Raw genomic sequence first — 16,809 nt, 5'->3', positions numbered from 1 at the left:
CGCTGCCTCGATTAGGTTCGGCAGATGACGATCTCCTTGGACGGTCGGCGGTTCCGGGCCGTGGTGGACGTGGTGGCCGGCGAGGTGGGCACGCAGACCGTGTTCGCGTACCACGAACGGGCCGGCGAGGTGTGGGCCGAGTACGCCGGCGGGTCCATCCGACGCGGTCACCTGGTCGGCACCCGTACGGGCGACCGACTGGACTTCCGGTACGTCCAGCTCAACACCGACGGTCAGACGTCCTCGGGGCACTGCGTCTCGGAGGTGTCGGTGCTGCCCGACGGTCGGGTCCGGCTGCACGAGACCTGGTCGTGGGAGTCCCGGCCGGGCAGCGGCAGCAGCGTGGTGGAGGAGGTGCCGGCTCCCTGACGGTTCACCGACGGGGCAGTCGCGGCTACGCGGGCTCGGTGCTCGCGGCCTGGCCGACGACACCGACGTTGAGCGGGTCGGCCAGGAGCTTGTCGAACGCCAACTCGGCGGCGCCGATCAGGACGGCGTCGCGGCCGAGGGCCGCCGCGCGCAGCCGCAGGTGCTCGCGGGAGGCCGGCAGCGGCATGGTGTCCAGTCGATCGCGTACCACTTCGGCACCCGCGGTGAAGATGTCGCGGAGAGTTCCACCGAACACCACGGCGTCCGGGTTGACCACGTTGACCAGGTTGGCCACACCGAAGCCGAGCCAGTCGGCGACCTGCTCGACCGCCTCCCGGGCGGTCCGGTCTCCTTCCGCGGCCGCGCGCAGCACCTCGGCCACCGCCCCGCGGTCACTCGGGTCCAGGCCCGCGTGCCGCAGCAACGCGGCTTCGGAGATCTCGGTCTCCCAGCAGCCGCGTGAGCCGCAGCCGCAGGGCAGACCGTTCGGGTTGACCACCATGTGGCCGACCTTGCCGCTGTGGCCACGGTGACCGATGATCAGTCGACCGCCGACGATGATGCCGGCACTGATGCCCCGGTCGCCGTGCAGGTAGATGACGTCGTCGATGCCCACCGCCACGCCCCGCACGTGCTCGGCCAGGCCGGCGATGTCGGCCAGGTCGCCGGCCACGAAACCCGGGCCGGCGCGGAACTCGGCCGCCAGCGCGGTGCCGAGCGTCTCGTCCACCCCGGCGATCCGGATCCTGCCGTCCGGTTCCCGGGTGGTGTCGGTGACCGCGACCGCGCCGCCGACCAGCAGCGCGTCGGGGGCCACGGAGCGTTCCATGTCACGGACCAGGTCGGCGAGAGGCCCGACGGCGTCGATCGCCGACATGCCACCGGGTCGAGGGATCTCTCGCAGATCGAGGATCTGCCCACCGAGACCGACCCGGGCGGCGCGCAGCCGGTCGGCGTCGATGCTCAGGGCGTGTGCGTAGACCCGGTCGGAACGGGGGCTGACCACCAGCGAGGGCCTGCCGGCGCGGCGGGCGGTGGTGGGTGCCTCCTCGGTGACCAGTCCGCTGGCCACCAGATCGGCAGCGAGGGCGCCGATGGTGCTGCGGTTGAGGCCGAGCCGACCGGTGAGCTCGGCCCGGGACGTCGGCCCGTGCAGGTGCACGTAGCGCAGCACGGCGCCGAGGTTCTGTCGCCGGATCTCCTCCTGGCTGGCGCCGGGGACGGACGGCAGCGGGGAGTCGGTGTTGCGGCCGACGCCGGCTGGCCTGGACCGGACGGGTGACGCCACGGTCAGACCTCCTTCCGGGTCGGTGCCGGGTGGTGCGGGGCTGTGAGGACGACGATGGGTCCCGGAAGAGGAGATCCGGGACCCATCGGCGTTGCTGCCTACCGTGCGGTGATTACTTGGTGAGCGGCGCGAGCTTCGGGTCGCTGGCGTACGCCTCAGCCGCGTTCGCCTTGGTGACGGCGACCGGCGGGAGCAGGTACGTGTCGACGACCTTGCTGCCGTTGTTGTAGGACTTGGTGTCGTTCACCTGCGGGGCGTTACCGGCCTGGAGAGCCTTGACCATGTTGATGGTCTCCTTCACCAGGTTGCGGGTGTCCTTGTTGATCGTCATGTACTGCTCGCCAGCGACGATCGACTTGACCGACTCAACCTCGGAGTCCTGACCGGTGACGACCGGGGTCGGCTTGCCAGCACCCTTGACCGAGGTCAGGATGGCGCGGGCCAGCGTGTCGTTCGGGGAGAGGACGCCGTCCAGCTCCTTGTTGCCGTAGGTCGAGGTCAGCAGCTGGTCCATGCGGGCCTGCGCACCCTCGGCCTTCCAGCCCTGGATGGCGGTCTGCTTGACGTCCTTCTGACCCGAGGCGACGACCACGTTGCCCTTGTCGATCTCCGGCTTGAGCACGTCCATCGCGCCGTTGAAGAAGACACCGGCGTTGTTGTCGTCCGGCGAGCCGGAGAACAGCTCGATGTTGTACGGGCCGTTCGGCTTCTTGGCCTTCATGCCTTCCAGCAGGGCCTGGCCCTGGAGCTGGCCGACCTTGAAGTTGTCGAACGCGACGTAGTAGTCGAGGTCCGGGGTGTTGGTGATCAGCCGGTCGTAGGCGATGACCTTCACGCCGGCCGTGTGGGCCGCCGCGACCTGGGTCGCCAGCTGCGCGGCGTCGGTCGCGCCGATGACGATGACCTTGGCACCCTTGGTGACCATGGCGGTGATCTGAGCCTGCTGGTCGGCCACAGTGGTCGACGCGCCGGCGTACTGCACGTCACCCTGGAAGCCGGCCTCCTTGAGGCCGTTGGTGAACAGGTCACCGGCGAGGACCCAGTTCTCCGAGGTCTTGGCCGGAAGGGCCACACCGATCAGCGAGTTCGCCGGGAAGCCCTTGGCGGCCTCGCCGCCGGAGTCGCTGTCGCCGTCACGGCCGGAGCCGCAGCCGGCGAGGGCCAGCATGGCGGCGGCGCTGATGGCCACCACCGACGTGCCGAAGAATTTACGCATGGTGAGGACTTGCCTTTCTAGATGGTGAGGCGGGTGGAGAGGTCGGTGGCCGTCAGCCGGACACCGCTGCCTTGGCGGGCTCGCGCTCCGCGTCCGGCGGTGAGGCGGGTGGGGCGGAGTCGTCGCGGCGGAAGGGCCGCATCAGGCTCCCGATGATGGAGAAGCGCCCCTGGCTCTTGTTGTAGACGTCGATCGCGACTGCCAGCAGCAGGACCAGGCCCTTGATGATCTGGACCTTGTCGGTGCCCACGCCCTGGAGCTGGAGGCCGTTGTTGAGCACGGCCATGACGAGACCACCGACGATGGAGCCGCTGATGGTGCCGATACCGCCGGCGACTGCCGCGCCACCGATGAAGACCGCGGCGATGGCGTCCAGCTCCCAGCCGTTGCCGTCCTGCGGTCCGGAGGCCTGCGAGCGAGCCACGAAGATCATGCCGGCCAGCGCGGCCAGGACGGACATGTTCATCATGACGAAGAAGTTGACCCGCTTGAGCTTCACGCCGGACAGCTCGGCCGCCCGGGAGTTGCCGCCCACCGCGTAGATGTGCCGGCCGCCGGCCGTGTTGCGGGTGTAGAAGGAGTACGCGATCACCAGGACCAGCAGGATGATGCCGGAGATCGGGAAGCTGGTGCCGACGCGACCGCTGGCGAAGCGCAGCGCCGCGAAGGCGATCACGCCGACCATGACGGCCATCCGCAGGATGGAGATCCACATCGGCGCCGGGTCGGCGTCCATCGCCCGTCGGGTCTTGCGGGCCTGAAGCTCCCGCCACACCACGGCCACCGCGGCGGCGAGGCCGAGCAGCAGCGTGGCGTTGTTGTAGCCGGTGTTCGGACCGAACTCCGGCAGGAAGCCGGAGCCGATCTCCCGGAAGCCCTCCGGCACCGGAATGCTCTGCGCGTTACCGATGAACTGGTTGCCACCGCGGAAGAGCAGCATGCCGGCCAGGGTGACGATGAACGCCGGCACCCCGACGTAGGCCACCCAGAAGCCCTGCCAGGCGCCGATCACCGCGCCGATGGCGAGGCCGAAGACGATCGCGGCGGGCCAGGGCAGGTCCCACTCGGTCATCGACTTGGCGACCAGGATGCCCGCGAAGGCCGCGACGGAGCCGACCGAGAGGTCGATGTGCCCGGCCACGATCACCATGAGCATGCCGATGGCCAGGATCAGGATGTACGAGTTCTGCTGGAACAGCGCGATCAGGTTGTCCGACCGCAGGGTCAGCCCGTCGGTCCAGACCTGGAAGATCAGGACGATCGCCACCAGCGTGAAGATCATTCCGAACTGGCGAGCGTTGGAGGTGGTGCCTCCGAACAGGTTCTTCTGAAGGTCCTTCAATCGGCTCATCGTGTGGCCATCTTCTTCGTCGAGGTCATCTGCTTCATGAGGTTTTCCGGGGTGGCGTCCGCCCGGGCGATCTCGCCCGTGATGGCACCTTCGAACACGGTGTAGATGCGGTCGCACAGCCCGATCAGCTCAGGCAGCTCCGAGGAGATGACGATGACGCCCTTCCCCTGGTCGGCGAGCCGCTGGATGATGCCGTAGATCTCATACTTGGCACCCACGTCGATGCCGCGTGTCGGCTCGTCGAGGATCAGCAGGTCCGGGTCGGTGAACATCCACTTCGCCAGGACGACCTTCTGCTGGTTGCCGCCGGAGAGCTTGGAGACGCTCTCGTCGACCGTCGGGGCCTTGGTCCGCAACTCCTTGCGGTACGACTCGGCCGCCTGGTATTCCTCGACCTCGCTCAGAACGCCGCGGTGCGAAATCTTGGACAGCTTGGCCGCCACCGTCGAGGCCTTGATGTCGTCGAGCAGGTTGAGGCCGATCGCCTTGCGGTCCTCGCTGACGTACGCGAGCCCGTTGTCGATCGCGTCCGCGACCGACTTCAGGACGATCTCCTTGCCGTCCTTGATGATGGTGCCCGACTCGAACACCCCGTACGAGCGGCCGAAGATGCTCATCGCGAGTTCGGTGCGGCCCGCGCCCATCAGACCGGCGAAGCCGACGATCTCGCCGCGGCGCACCACGAAGCTCTCGTTCTTGCAGACCTGCCGGTCGGCGGAGATCGGGTGCCGGACGTTCCAGTTGCGAACCTCGAAGAAGACCTCGCCGATCTTCGGCGTGTGGTCCGGGAACCGACTGCTCAGCTCTCGCCCGACCATGCCCCGCACGATCCGGTCCTCGTCGACCCCGTCCGCCTTGACGTCGAGGGTCTCCACGGTCCGGCCGTCGCGCAGGATGGTGATCTGGTCCGCGATCGCCTCGATCTCGTTGAGCTTGTGCGAGATCATGATCGAGGTGATGCCGCGGGAGCGGAACCCACGCAGCAGGTCCAGCAGGTGCTTGGAGTCGGCCTCGTTCAGCGCCGCGGTGGGCTCGTCCAGGATGAGCAGCTTCACGTCCTTGGCGAACGCCTTGGCGATCTCCACGAGCTGCTGCTTGCCGACCCCGATGTCCTTGATCAGGGTGTCCGGGTCCTCTTGCAGACCGACCCGGGCCATCAGGTCCAGCGCCATCCGGTTCGCGGCCTTCCAGTCGATCGCGCCCCGCTTGCGCGGTTCGTTGCCGAGGAAGATGTTCTCGGCGATCGACATTCCGGGAATGAGCGCGAGCTCCTGGTGGATGATCACGATGCCGGCGTTCTCACTGGCCCGGATGTCGGAGAACTTGCTCTCCGACCCCTGGTAGATGATCTGGCCGTCGTAGGTGCCGTGCGGGTAGACCCCGCTGAGCACCTTCATCAGGGTGGACTTGCCCGCGCCGTTCTCGCCGCAGATGGCATGGATCTCGCCGGCGCGAACCACCAGGTTGACGTCGGAGAGGGCCTTGACTCCAGGGAACTCCTTGGTGATGGAGCGCATCTCAAGGAGGATGGGCACGTCGCTCATCGCTCGTACCACCTCGCCAACGTCATCGGTTGCCTCCGGAAGGTTGAACCTTCACTTGGTTTTGTTGTTGACGGCAACGTATTGCGGCCAGAGGGTCATCCGCAAGGCGAGGGCCTGTTGAAAATGTAACAATCCGGCAATATAGACGTCACACTGTCTTCGCCCGTCACAGCCGCCCCCGCAGTCACTCCGGGCACCCTCGCGTGCCGGTGGCAACGTTGTCAAATGGCAGCGACGCCGCCGTTGGCTCCAGCCGCCCTTGACAAGCCCCACCACCAGGGGTGATCCACAGCGGCCGGACAAACGACGACCCACCCGCGCGCCCGCCACCATCGAAAGATCCTGATCGGACCGCGACGCCGGCGCCCTCTCGGCGATGCCACGGCGACCCTCGCCGAACGGTGTGACCCACGCCTCTACGGATGACCCGGATCGACGACGGTCGCCGTGACACGCCCGCCACCAGGAGAGGGATCCGCGCCTTAACGCCCATTAAGGCCGATTCGCGGCCGTCGGCATCGGCGATCCGACCGGTCAGCTCGGGCGCAGCACCGCCTTGATCACGCCGTTCTCTCGGCGGTCGAAGCTGCGATAGAAATCGGGAGCGTCGTCAAGGGTGCCGTGGTGGGTGACGATCATGCTGGGCCGCGCTCGGCCCGCAACGACCAGGTCCCGCAGCAGGACGGTGTAGCGGCGGTCGTGGGTGCGACCGAACCGGACCGCCACTCCCTTGCTGAACAGCGCTCCCCATGGCGCGACCAGGTTCTCGTGGCCGTCCGCGCCAGGGCCGGGGTGTGGGTCCCGGTCCGGGTACACACCGGCGACCGCGATCGCGCCAGCGGCATTGACCAGTCGGGCCGCGTCGGCGATGACCTGGTTCGGACGCTCCTGCTCGGGGTGCTCCCGGTCACGGGCCTGGAACCCGACCGCGTCGATGACCTTGTCCACCCCGCCCAGCTTCTCCTCGCCGAGCGGCAGCCCGGTCCGGGCCCGGTCGGCGCGGATCTGCTCGACCGGGTCGCCCCGGCGGAAGTCGATCGGCGCGGCGCCCATCTCGCCGGCCTTGTCGAGCCGGGCGTCGACACCGTCGACGCAGTACACGACCCGGGCACCCCGGAGCAGCGCCGAGTACGCGCTCAGCAGACCGATGGTGCCGGCGCCGAACACGGCCACCGTGTCACCTGGCTCGACCCCGGCGAGGGTGCCCGCGGCGTGCCACCCGGTGACGAACGCGTCGGCGAGAAGCACGAAGTCGTCCTCGTACGCGTCCCCCGGCTCCCCGGGCACGGGTACGCAGTTGGCGTCGGCCCACGGCACGCGCAGCAGGTCGGCCTGTGCGCCCCGGTACGGACCCATTCCGGCGTAGCCGTACGCCGCGCCCGGCCCCTCGGCACGGGCTCGCAGACAGGCTGCCGAGAGCCCTCGCGCGCACATCACGCACGTCCCGCAGAACAGGTGCGTGGGGATCACCACCCGCGTGCCCGGCCGGACGGCCTGCACCGCGCTGCCGACCTCGTGCACCACACCCAACGGTTCGTGACCCAGCACGAGGCCGGGCTCGGCGCTGGTCCGTCCGTCGTACATGTGCAGGTCGGTGCCGCAGAGGGCGGCGGAGGTGATCCGCACGACCGCGTCGGTCTCCGCCTCCAGCGTCGCGTCGGGCACCTCCCGCACGGCGACGGTCCGGACGCCCGTGTAGACGACGGCTCTCATCCCGGCACTCCTGTTCGGCAGCGGAAGGCCGGTCTTCCCCCGACTGCGCCGTTCATGCCGCTGGAATCGGCGACCGGTTGCGGCGGTGCTATCTTAGGGGCCCTAAGTTCATTCCTAACCAGCCAAAGGACCGTTATGCCACGGCAGGGACTGACCAGCGCGCGCGTCTCGGCCGCCGCAGCCGAGCTGGCGGACTCGGTCGGCCTGTCCCGGTTGACCGTCGCGGCCGTCGCCCGGCATTTCGGCGTCTCGGACGCCGCCCTGTACGTGCACGTCCGCAGCCGGGACGCGTTGATCGAGCAGGTCGCGATCCGCGCGGCGGCCGGGTTCGCCGACGCACTCGCGATCGCCGTGGCTGGTCGGGCGGGCCACCAGGCCCTCGTCGGGTTCGCCGACGCCTGGCGCGCGTTCGCCGTCACGCACCCGGGGCAGTACGCCGCGACCCAGCTCCCGTTGCCGGCCGAGGTCGGCACGAGTTCGACGGGGCACCTGCGCCTCATCGAGCTGAGCTACGCGATGCTGCGCGGTTACGGGCTCGACGAGCCCGCTCTGACCGACGCGTTGCGATTCGTCCGCAGCACCCTGCACGGTTTCGTGAGTCTCGAGACTGTGGACGGCTTCGGGCATCCCCGCGCCGTCGACGCGTCCTGGCACTCGATCCTCGACGCGGTGCACACCACAGTGAGCAACTGGCCGACCGGAACGCGGGAGCAGCAGTGACGAGCCACGATCACCATGTCGAGTCGGCCGACGGGACCCGTCTGGTGGTCCGGCGCCTGGGTGCCGGCGACCCCGTCGTCCTCGTGCACGGCTCGGGCGGCGGGCTGCACTCCTGGGCCGCCGTCGCGGACGACCTGGCCCACGACCACGAGGTGTGGATGCCGGCCCGGCGCGGCTACGGTCCCAGCGACGTCCCGCCCGGCCCCAAGTCCTTCGCGGAGGAGACCGTCGACCTGACCGCCGTCATCGCGGCGGCCCGCCAGTCCTCCGGCAAGCCGGTCCATCTCGTCGGAGCGTCCTACGGAGCGACAGTGGCGTTGCACACCGCATCGGCCGATCCGTGCGACGTACGCTCGCTTGCCGTCTTCGAGCCGCCGCTCTTCGCGGCCGGAGCGGAGGTCGCACCCCTGCTCGACGCGTACCGTGCCGCCTTCGAGCGCGACGACGCCGGGGCGATGGCAGCGGCGTTGAACGGCGTGACACGGGTTCCGGCTGAGGTCGTCGCCGCCTTCGCCGCCGCGGCCGGCGACCGGACGCCCGACCCGGTCGAGGCGCGGCGGTCGGCGATCGGTTGGCTGCACGATCTCGAGGCCCTCGCCCGGGACAGCACGGACATCGCCCGGTGGTCCTCGATCACCGTGCCGACTCTCGTGCTGTCCGGCGCCGACACGTGGGAGCCGATGCCCACGACGACGCACACCCTCGCGGCCACGATTCCGGCCGCGCGCCACGTCGTCTGGCCGGGCCAGTCACATTTCGCGACGATGACGGCACCAGCTCTGGTCGCCGACGCCCTGCGGCAGTTCTTCACCGAGATCTCGGCGACCTGGCCCAGCCGAGACCCCGACGCCGACGTGACGGCGACCGGTGACCCACCCACCGGCGCGAGGTGGTGGGCCAGCACCATCGACTGAGCTGGCGGGGCCGGCACGGTCCACACCGGACGTAGCATCGGCGAGGCACGATATTCAGGCGGACCACCCACCGACCGGATCGGGCACCCGACATGACGACCGAGCAGACCACGTCTCCCCCGCGTACCGACCTCGGCATCACGGCCACCGGTCTGGGCCGCACCGTCCCAGGCGGCCGCCGCATCCTCGACGACATCTCGCTGACCATCCAGCCCGGCGAGGTCGTCGCCGTCATCGGCGTGAGCGGCGCCGGCAAGACCACCCTGTTGGAGACGCTCGCCCGGGTTCGGCGGCCGACGACGGGCACCGTGGCACACGACGGGGCCGACGCGGTCCACGCGATCGGCTTCGTGCCCCAGGACGACATCATCCACCGCGAGCTGCCGCTGGCCCGGACCCTGCGGTACGCGGCCCGGCTACGCCTCCCATCCGGGACCGGGCCGACCGAGATCAGCGACCGGGTCGCCGAGGTGCTCGCCGAACTGCGGCTCGCCGAGCGGGCCGCGGTGCCGGTGGGCAGGCTCAGCGGCGGTGAGCGCAAGCGCGCCAGCATCGCCGTCGAGCTGCTCGACCGGCCCGGGGTGTTCTTCCTGGACGAGCCCACCTCCGGGCTGGACCCGGCGATCGCCGTGGAGTTGCTCCGGGTGCTGCGCACCCTCGCCGACGCGGGGACCACAGTCGTGCTCACCACCCACCAGATCACCGACGTGGACCACTGCGACCGGGTCGTGGTGCTGACCCGCCAGGGCCGCCTGGCGTTCACCGGCACACCTTCCGCCGCCCGGGAGTTCTTCGGCCTGCGGTCCCTCGCGGAGGTGCACCTGCGGCTCGACGAGGAAACCGACCCGGCCGCCTGGCCCGACCGTTTCGCCGCTCAGCGCGACGCCGGGTCGCCGGCCCGCGCGACCGACCACTGCGACGTTTCCGCGCCAGCGCCCTGGAGGGTCGGCCGGTTGCGTCAGTGGGCCGTCCTCACTACACGCAACGCGGAGATCGTCGTCCGCAACCGGCTGACCCTGGCGATCCTGCTCGGCTCGCCGCTGATGGTGCTCGGCATGTTCGCGCTGCTGTTCCGGCCAGGTGCGTTCGACCCGACCCGGCCGAGCCCGACGGTGACCGTGATGATCCTGTTCTGGATCGCGTTCGGCGGCTTCTTCTTCGGGCTGACCTACGGGCTGCTGCAGATCTGCACCGAGTTGCCGATCCTGCGCCGCGAGCGGCTGGCGGGCGTCCGGCTGGTGCCGTACCTGATGGGGAAGGTCGCGGTGCTGCTTCCGCTGCTGGCCCTGGTGGACCTGGCTCTGCTCGGGGTGTTGCGCGGCATCGACCGGCTGCCACCGGTCGACGGCCGGGACTTCGCCGCCCTGTACGCGACCCTGCTGCTCTCCTCGGCGGCGGCGCTCGCCCTCGGCCTGCTGTGCTCCGCGGCCGTCTCCGACGCGGCCCAGGCGACGCTCATGCTGCCGATGCTCTGCTTCCCGCAGGTGCTGTTCGTCGGCGCGATCCTGCCAGTGCCCGCCATGGCGACCGGCGGTCAGTGGCTCAGCTACGCGATGTCGAACCGGTGGGCGTTCGAGGCCCTTGGGCACACCGCCGGGGTGGAGCAGCTCTGGCGAGACGGTGGTTCCCCGCTCGGCCCGCCGCTGCTCGCCACGTACGGTGACAGCTTCTCCCGGCCGGTGTGGGTCAACTGGCTGGTGCTCGGCGGTTTCGTGCTGCTCTTCCTGTGCGCCACCTGGGCGGTGCTGGCACGACGGGACTCCCGTGGAACGACCTGAGCCGCCGCGCACCTCCCCGACCGCGTTGCCGGGATACGCCGCCACCGGGCGGATCGACGAGCTGCGCGCCACCGAGTACCGCCACCTGGACACGGACGGGCAGGTGTATCTCGACTACGCCGGGGCCGGGGTGGCGGCACAGGCCCAGGTACGCCAACACCACGATCGGTTGCTCGCCGGGCTGTACAGCAATCCCCACTCGGAGAACCCCACCAGCGCGGCGGCAGGTTCCCTGGTGGACTCGGCCCGGCGCGCGGTGCTCGACTTCTTCCACGCCGACCCGGCCGAGTACGCGGTCGTCTTCACCCCGAACGCCAGCGGCGCCTGTCGGCTGGTCGGCGAGGCGTACGACTTCGGCCGGGCCTCGCCGCTGGTGCTGACCTGGGACAACCACAACTCGGTCAACGGCATCCGGGAGTACGCCCGGGCAGCCGGCGGGGCCGTGCGTTACGTACCGCTGAGCGGGCCGGAGTTGCGGGTCGCCGAATCGGATCTGACCAGGGTGCTCGACGCCGGCCCGCGCGGGCTGGCCGGACGGTGGGGTCTTCCGGGCCGCCGAGGGTTGTTCGCCTATCCGGCGCAGAGCAACTTCTCCGGCGTGCAGCACGCGCTGAGCTGGGTGGAGTTGGCCCACCAGCACGGGTACGACGTGCTGCTCGACGCCGCCGCCTTCGCGCCGACGAACCGGTTGGACCTCGGCGTCGTCCGGCCGGATTTCGTATGTCTGAGCTGGTACAAGCTCTTCGGCTATCCCACCGGGGTCGGCGCGCTGCTGGCCCGGCGCGACGCGCTGGCCCGGCTGCGCCGGCCGTGGTTCGCCGGCGGCACGATCCGCGCGGTCAGCGTGCAGGGCGACTGGCACCGGTCGATGGATGACGAGTCGGCGTTCGAGGACGGCACACTCAACTTCCTGAGCATCCCGGACGTGGAGTTCGGGTTGCGCTGGCTCGACTCGATCGGCGTCGATCTCGTGCACACCCGCGTCGGCCTGCTCACCGAATGGTTGCTGGAGCGGCTGGTCACCCTGCGGCACGACACCGGTGGGCCGCTGGTCCAGGTGTACGGGCCGACGACGGGTGCGGCGCGCGGCGCGACGGTGACCTTCAACCTCCGCCATCCGGACGGCACGCTGGTCGACGAGCGGTTGGTCGCACGGGAAGCCGCAGCGGCCGGCTTTTCCCTGCGTACCGGCTGTTTCTGCAACCCGGGCGCGGGTGAGGGCGCGTTCGGCATCAGGAGGGAGTCGCTGCGGCGGCGGTTGTTGGCGCGGGTCGACACGATCGACCAGTATCTCGCCACGTTGCGGCTGCCGACGGGCGGCGCGGTCCGCGTCTCGTTCGGGCTGGCCTCCACCGCGACCGACGCGGAACGCTTCGTCGCCTTCGTCCAGTCGACCTGGCTGAACCGTGAGGTCGGCGTCGAGGCTGCTCTGCCGCCCCGGCTGCGGTGTTGACCTGACCGACCGCGCGCTAGCTGACCTGGGCCACGGGCGCCGGGCGGTGCTTGATCTCCTCCATGAACGGGAACTGGGCGGTGAGCTCGGCGATCGTCATCCCGGCCTGCCAGGCCGCCGCCACCTTGGCGACCTGCAACAGGTCCATGACGTCGCCGCGCGCGAGGACTTCGCCCGAGACCCGCAGATCGATCATGAAGTATCGGGCCTGCGAACCCAGCTTCACGCAGACCACGCCCTGCTCGGAGTGCAGCTCGGCGCAGGTGAACCGGCTCCGCCCCTGCTCGGGGGCGGTGACCCGGCCGAGATCGAGCCCATGACGGGCAGCGGTTTCGATGAGCGCGGGGGCCAGGCCACCCCGCTCGACCAGATCCGGGTAGAGGCGCACACCCAGCGCCGTCGACGCGTCGCTCATGACTGACTCCCACTTCCTTGTGACAGAGACCAGCAGCGCGCAGGTTACGGGAGGTTTCCCGCTCGCCTCGCCATCCTGTCCCGGGTGGACGCCTCACGGCAATAGGAAGGGTCGATTCGACCGCTATCGAGTAGTACTCGATAGCGGCGACCTGCTTCGATGCGGCGGCTGCCGTCCACCTCGGAGACATCGATCGACCTGGTGATCCTGTCGCCCACCGGCACTCCACCGATCACTGCGCAGCATCGGGCGGTAACGGACGGTTGGCATATTGGAAACAGTCTTGACAGAAGGTCATGATATCGACATGCTTCATTCTAGAGAGCGCTCTCCGCCTCTCCGGCACGCAGCCTCCGCCACCCCCTCGCTGAGGAGCCTCCCGTGTTCACAGCCCGCCCCAGACTCCGCTTCCGCCCTCTCGTACTCATGGCAGCCGCCCTCATCGCGACCGCCGCGGCGCTCGTCGTCCCGCCGCATCCCGACCGGGCCGAGGCCGCCATCGGCCCGATCAGCTGGCAGGACGAGTTCAACTCCCCCGCCGGCACGCCTGTCGACCAGAACAAGTGGCGGTTCGACATCGGCGGCAGCGGTTGGGGCAACAACGAGCGGCAGTACTACACGAACAGCACCAGCAACGCCGTCCACGACGGCCAGGGCAACCTCGTCATCACGGCTCGCCGGGACAACCCCGGCAACTACCAGTGCCACTACGGGCGCTGTGAGTACACGTCGGCCCGACTCCTGTCGGCGGCCACCTTCACCCAGACGTACGGTCGGTTCGAGGCGCGGATCAAGATCCCGCGCGGTCAGGGCATCTGGCCCGCGTTCTGGATGCTCGGCACCGGCGGCGGTTGGCCCGACGCCGGCGAGATCGACATCATGGAGAACATCGGCCGGGAGCCCAACACCGTGTACGGCACGGTGCACGGACCCGGCTACTCGGGCGGCGGCGGCATCACCGGCAGCCGCACCGTCGGGGCACCGCTCGCCGACGACTTCCACACCTACCGGGTCGACTGGGAGCCGAACGTGATCACCTGGTACCTGGACGGGGTGCAGTACCACCGGGTCGACCCCGCCCGACTCGGCGGCAACCGCTGGGTGTTCGACCACCCCTTCTTCATGATCCTCAACGTGGCGGTCGGCGGTAACTGGCCCGGCTACCCGGACGGCTCCACGCAGTTCCCGCAGCAGATGCTCGTCGACTACGTCCGGGTGTCCAGCTACACCTCCGACGGTGGCGGCAACCCGACTCCCGGCACCAGCCGGATCCGCGGGGCGCAGAGCGGCCGCTGCATCGACATCCCCAGCGCCAACCCGGTCGACGGCGCGAAGCTCCAGATCTGGGACTGCAACACCACCGCCGCGCAGGCCTGGACCTTCGCCTCGGACGGGACCATCCGCGCGATGGGCAAGTGCATGGACCCCGCCTGGGCCGGCACCGCCAACGGCACCGAGGTCAACCTGGTCACGTGCAACGGCAATCCCGCGCAGCGCTTCACCCTCAACGCGGCCGGCGACCTGGTCAACCTCAACGCCAACAAGTGCGTGGACGTGCGGGAAGCCAATCCCAACAACGGCGGCAAGCTGCACCTCTGGGACTGCCTCGGCGCCGCCAACCAGAAGTGGTCTCGCATCTGACGACACCAGCACCGCCGAGTGGGCCGTCCGAGCACAGCTTCGGGCGGCCCACCGCCATGCGGGCCCCAACGCGGGCGACTCCGGATTAAGCCGATGGCGCGGCAGGTTGCCTCCTGCCCGCTATGTTCGGATTAATCCAGATATTCGGCCGCTCCGGGAGTGAACTCATGTCGCACCACCTCGACACCCCCCTCGCCGCCCAGGGCGGCCAGCTCTACATCAACGACCTGTACGTCTTCGACGGCAACCGGGCCACGGTGTTCGTGATGGACGTCAACAGCTCGGTGACCAAGGCTGACATCAAGCGCGGCTTCCACGCCGAGGGCCGTTACGAGATCAAGATCCACGTCAACGGCGCCGAGATGGAGGATCTGACCTACCGGTTCGTCTTCGGCGAGCTCGACGGTGACAACAGGCAGACCTTCCAGCTGTACGAGCTGACCGGGGCGGACGCCCGCGACGACGCCGCGATGGGCACTCCCATCGCAGAGGGGCGCACCGGCGAGGTGACGACCGGCGGCAACGTCCGGATCTGGGCCGGGCGGATCGCCGACCCGTTCTTCATCGATCTCGACGAACTCGCCACCATCAACGGCGCGGTGAAGGACGGGTCGATGGTGGACCGCTCAGCGTGGCGCGTCGACCAGGCCAAGAACAGCTTCGCGGGCACGACCGTGGAGTCGATCGTCCTTGAGGTCTCCCATGACGAGCCGTTGCTGCGCGACGGCACCGAGATCGGCGTGTGGTGTCGCACGCTGCTGGCCACCGATGCCGGTGGCTGGCGTCAGATCAACCGCGCCGGCCACCCCATGATGTGGCCGATCTTCTGGCCGCACGACACCGACTTCTCAAATCCCGCCAACTTCCGCCACCCCAATCAAGACCTCACCGAGGACGGCGAGGAGATCGCCAACGCCGTCGCGGGTGTCGTCGCGGCGAACGGCACCGCACCGGACCCGCAGGCGTACGGCTGGAGCGTTGCCCGACAGCTCTACCCCGACCTGCTGTCGTACAAGATCGGCACGGCTGCGAACTTCGGCTTCGCGATCCGCAACGGGCGCACCATGGCCGACAACGCGCCCGAGGTGATGTTCTCCCTGATCCTCAACACCGGCACCACCTCCGGGCTGACTCCGGAGGTCACCAAGGTGGCCCGTGCCGCCTCCTTCCCCTATGTGGTCCCGGCCTGACCGCTTCCCGAAGGGCCGTCCACGCCTGGAAGCACCCACTCTGGGCGTGATCCACTCGCCTTCGCGGAAGTCGGGCTATCGGGGACGTCCCGATACCAGCCTTCATTGAAACCGAGGCGATCACACCAATAGCCGGACCGTCGTCCCAGCAGGCGACAGGCCGTGAAAACCAACTGACCTCCCCGGCGATGCCGAGGAGGTCAGTGGACGAAAAGCGAGCTGTGTCAGCCCTCGATGTCACGGGGGTCACGACTGCGGGGGTAGGTGTTCTTCTCCCCGATCGTGCCGTCCTGCTTCTTGATCACGTGTTCGACGCCACGGTCGGCGGCCATCTCGCGGCCCTGGGCCTGCGCGTCGGCCTTCACGTCATGCGTGCTGCTGGCCCGCTCGTTGCCCTCCGGCTTGTTCTTCCACTGCCCGTCCTCTTGGTAGGTCTCGACGTCACCCTTGGCCATGGCCGGCTCCCTCCCTGCGTCTGAATGTCTCCCGAATAGGTGCCCCCAGGCACACCGGGGCAAACTGCCGTCCTCAGGAGACGGCCGCAGGGCAGTTGTTGCTCGTCCGCTTGACCGTGTATTCGCGGTCGTCGGTGGTGATGGTCGACGGCTCCCCGTCGAAGTGGGTCTCCACCTTGTCCCAGCCGCGTCGCTGCTCATAGTGCAGGTGCGGCGCGCCGGAGTTGCCGGTGCTGCCGAGCCGCCCGATCTGCTCACCCTGGGCGACCTTCTGACCGACCTCGACCAGCGGTGGTTCGAGCATGTGCAGGTACTGCGTCTCCCACTTGCCGCCGTGGTCGATCTTCACCCAGTAACCGCCACCCCGCCCCCGTGGGCCGTCGGGGTTGTCCGGGGTACGGCCACCGAGCGAGCCGTTGATGCCCGCCACCGTGACCGTGCCGGCGTAGGACGCGAGCACCGGCCGCCCCCACGCCTCGCCCTCGGTGGGGAACAGGTCGACGTCGTAGTCGTCGTGGCCGGGGTAGGTGCCCAGTTGCCACGTCTCGCCGCAGCTGACCGGCATCTGGAAGAGCGGGCGCGGACCCGCCGGTCGCAGCATCGGCACCACGACCAGCGCGACGCCGAGAACGGCCGCCACCGCGACGAGCGCAAGGAGAACCCGGACAGTGCGGTTTCGAGGGCGGCGGTGGGTGCGGGCTCTGTCGGGGCGGCCGGTCGTCACCGGCCCGAGCATGGCAGACGCCGGCAACGCTTCCGCTC

15 protein-coding genes are annotated in these 16,809 nt (G+C 69.5%); 7 read left to right on the top strand and 8 right to left on the bottom strand.

Going from position 1 to position 16,809, the window contains the following annotated elements:
• Nucleotides 1-24: 24 nt before the first annotated feature.
• Nucleotides 25-369, top strand: coding sequence for an avidin-fold protein (locus CLT68_RS16065; protein ID WP_099851858.1), 345 nt, complete (start codon nucleotides 25-27; stop codon nucleotides 367-369).
• Nucleotides 370-394: 25 nt separating this feature from the next.
• Here CLT68_RS16065 and CLT68_RS16060 read toward each other — a convergent pair whose 3' ends face one another.
• The 5 genes from CLT68_RS16060 to CLT68_RS16040 form a co-directional block, all read right to left on the bottom strand.
• Nucleotides 395-1,600: an ROK family transcriptional regulator gene (locus CLT68_RS16060; RefSeq protein ID WP_247671735.1), complete on the bottom strand. Its 1,206-nt coding sequence runs from the start codon at nucleotides 1,598-1,600 to the stop codon at nucleotides 395-397.
• Between the two features lie 169 nt (nucleotides 1,601-1,769).
• On the bottom strand, nucleotides 1,770-2,873 hold the full coding sequence (locus CLT68_RS16055; protein WP_099851854.1) for a substrate-binding domain-containing protein: 1,104 nt from the start codon (nucleotides 2,871-2,873) through the stop codon (nucleotides 1,770-1,772).
• Between the two features lie 52 nt (nucleotides 2,874-2,925).
• Nucleotides 2,926-4,224, bottom strand: a complete 1,299-nt coding sequence (mmsB, locus tag CLT68_RS16050; RefSeq protein WP_099851853.1) for a multiple monosaccharide ABC transporter permease — start codon at nucleotides 4,222-4,224, stop codon at nucleotides 2,926-2,928.
• Nucleotides 4,221-5,768 carry a multiple monosaccharide ABC transporter ATP-binding protein gene (mmsA, locus tag CLT68_RS16045; RefSeq protein WP_099851851.1) on the bottom strand — a complete coding sequence of 516 codons (1,548 nt, stop codon included), beginning with the start codon at nucleotides 5,766-5,768 and terminating at the stop codon, nucleotides 4,221-4,223. Before mmsA ends, mmsB begins: the two co-directional genes overlap by 4 nt.
• A gap of 534 nt (nucleotides 5,769-6,302) precedes the next feature.
• Nucleotides 6,303-7,481: an alcohol dehydrogenase catalytic domain-containing protein gene (locus tag CLT68_RS16040; protein WP_099851850.1), complete on the bottom strand. Its 1,179-nt coding sequence runs from the start codon at nucleotides 7,479-7,481 to the stop codon at nucleotides 6,303-6,305.
• 135 nt (nucleotides 7,482-7,616) lie between these two features.
• Between CLT68_RS16040 and CLT68_RS16035 the strand changes: the two genes are divergently transcribed.
• From CLT68_RS16035 to CLT68_RS16020, 4 genes are all read left to right on the top strand, one after another.
• Nucleotides 7,617-8,201, top strand: coding sequence for a TetR/AcrR family transcriptional regulator (locus tag CLT68_RS16035; RefSeq protein WP_099851848.1), 585 nt, complete (start codon nucleotides 7,617-7,619; stop codon nucleotides 8,199-8,201).
• Nucleotides 8,198-9,115: an alpha/beta fold hydrolase gene (locus CLT68_RS16030; protein WP_158240891.1), complete on the top strand. Its 918-nt coding sequence runs from the start codon at nucleotides 8,198-8,200 to the stop codon at nucleotides 9,113-9,115. Before CLT68_RS16035 ends, CLT68_RS16030 begins: the two co-directional genes overlap by 4 nt.
• 92 nt (nucleotides 9,116-9,207) lie before the next feature.
• A complete protein-coding gene (locus tag CLT68_RS16025; RefSeq protein ID WP_099851847.1) occupies nucleotides 9,208-10,893 on the top strand; it encodes an ATP-binding cassette domain-containing protein in 1,686 nt (561 codons plus the stop codon).
• Nucleotides 10,880-12,346 (top strand): aminotransferase class V-fold PLP-dependent enzyme, encoded by a 1,467-nt coding sequence (locus CLT68_RS16020; protein ID WP_099851845.1) that lies wholly within the window; start codon nucleotides 10,880-10,882, stop codon nucleotides 12,344-12,346. The genes CLT68_RS16025 and CLT68_RS16020 overlap by 14 nt, the downstream gene beginning before the upstream one ends.
• A gap of 16 nt (nucleotides 12,347-12,362) precedes the next feature.
• Here the strand turns inward: CLT68_RS16020 and CLT68_RS16015 are convergent, their stop codons facing one another.
• A complete protein-coding gene (locus CLT68_RS16015; RefSeq protein ID WP_099851843.1) occupies nucleotides 12,363-12,761 on the bottom strand; it encodes a hypothetical protein in 399 nt (132 codons plus the stop codon).
• Between the two features lie 426 nt (nucleotides 12,762-13,187).
• Between CLT68_RS16015 and CLT68_RS16010 the strand changes: the two genes are divergently transcribed.
• Both CLT68_RS16010 and CLT68_RS16005 read left to right on the top strand, forming a co-directional pair.
• The gene (locus tag CLT68_RS16010; protein ID WP_099851841.1) at nucleotides 13,188-14,402 is read left to right on the top strand and encodes a family 16 glycosylhydrolase; all 1,215 of its coding nucleotides are present in this window, start codon (nucleotides 13,188-13,190) and stop codon (nucleotides 14,400-14,402) included.
• A 167-nt stretch (nucleotides 14,403-14,569) separates the two neighbouring features.
• Nucleotides 14,570-15,592 carry a DUF4331 family protein gene (locus CLT68_RS16005; RefSeq protein WP_099851840.1) on the top strand — a complete coding sequence of 341 codons (1,023 nt, stop codon included), beginning with the start codon at nucleotides 14,570-14,572 and terminating at the stop codon, nucleotides 15,590-15,592.
• 224 nt (nucleotides 15,593-15,816) lie between these two features.
• Here the strand turns inward: CLT68_RS16005 and CLT68_RS16000 are convergent, their stop codons facing one another.
• Entirely contained in the window at nucleotides 15,817-16,047 is a 231-nt protein-coding gene (locus CLT68_RS16000; protein WP_099851838.1) for a DUF2188 domain-containing protein, read from the bottom strand.
• Between the two features lie 73 nt (nucleotides 16,048-16,120).
• Nucleotides 16,121-16,783, bottom strand: a complete 663-nt coding sequence (locus tag CLT68_RS15995) for a M23 family metallopeptidase (protein ID WP_099851837.1) — start codon at nucleotides 16,781-16,783, stop codon at nucleotides 16,121-16,123.
• Nucleotides 16,784-16,809: the final 26 nt, after the last annotated feature.

The sequence above is a fragment of the Micromonospora sp. CNZ299 genome (assembly GCF_002754415.1).
The sequence above is the reverse complement of the archived record's forward strand: the minus strand, read 5'-3'. Positions and strand labels throughout refer to the sequence as shown.

Bases quoted from the DNA above. Each gene is read 5' to 3' on its own strand.
- CLT68_RS16055 (WP_099851854.1), bottom strand. From the start codon at position 2,873: ATGCGTAAATTCTTCGGCACGTCGGTGGTGGCCATCAGCGCCGCCGCC.
- CLT68_RS16000 (WP_099851838.1), bottom strand. From the start codon at position 16,047: ATGGCCAAGGGTGACGTCGAGACCTACCAAGAGGACGGGCAGTGGAAG.
- CLT68_RS16015 (WP_099851843.1), bottom strand. From the start codon at position 12,761: ATGAGCGACGCGTCGACGGCGCTGGGTGTGCGCCTCTACCCGGATCTG.
- mmsB (WP_099851853.1), bottom strand. From the start codon at position 4,224: ATGAGCCGATTGAAGGACCTTCAGAAGAACCTGTTCGGAGGCACCACC.
- CLT68_RS16025 (WP_099851847.1), top strand. From the start codon at position 9,208: ATGACGACCGAGCAGACCACGTCTCCCCCGCGTACCGACCTCGGCATC.
- CLT68_RS16035 (WP_099851848.1), top strand. From the start codon at position 7,617: ATGCCACGGCAGGGACTGACCAGCGCGCGCGTCTCGGCCGCCGCAGCC.
- CLT68_RS16065 (WP_099851858.1), top strand. From the start codon at position 25: ATGACGATCTCCTTGGACGGTCGGCGGTTCCGGGCCGTGGTGGACGTG.
- CLT68_RS15995 (WP_099851837.1), bottom strand. From the start codon at position 16,783: ATGCTCGGGCCGGTGACGACCGGCCGCCCCGACAGAGCCCGCACCCAC.
- CLT68_RS16010 (WP_099851841.1), top strand. From the start codon at position 13,188: ATGGCAGCCGCCCTCATCGCGACCGCCGCGGCGCTCGTCGTCCCGCCG.
- CLT68_RS16040 (WP_099851850.1), bottom strand. From the start codon at position 7,481: ATGAGAGCCGTCGTCTACACGGGCGTCCGGACCGTCGCCGTGCGGGAG.
- CLT68_RS16005 (WP_099851840.1), top strand. From the start codon at position 14,570: ATGTCGCACCACCTCGACACCCCCCTCGCCGCCCAGGGCGGCCAGCTC.
- mmsA (WP_099851851.1), bottom strand. From the start codon at position 5,768: ATGAGCGACGTGCCCATCCTCCTTGAGATGCGCTCCATCACCAAGGAG.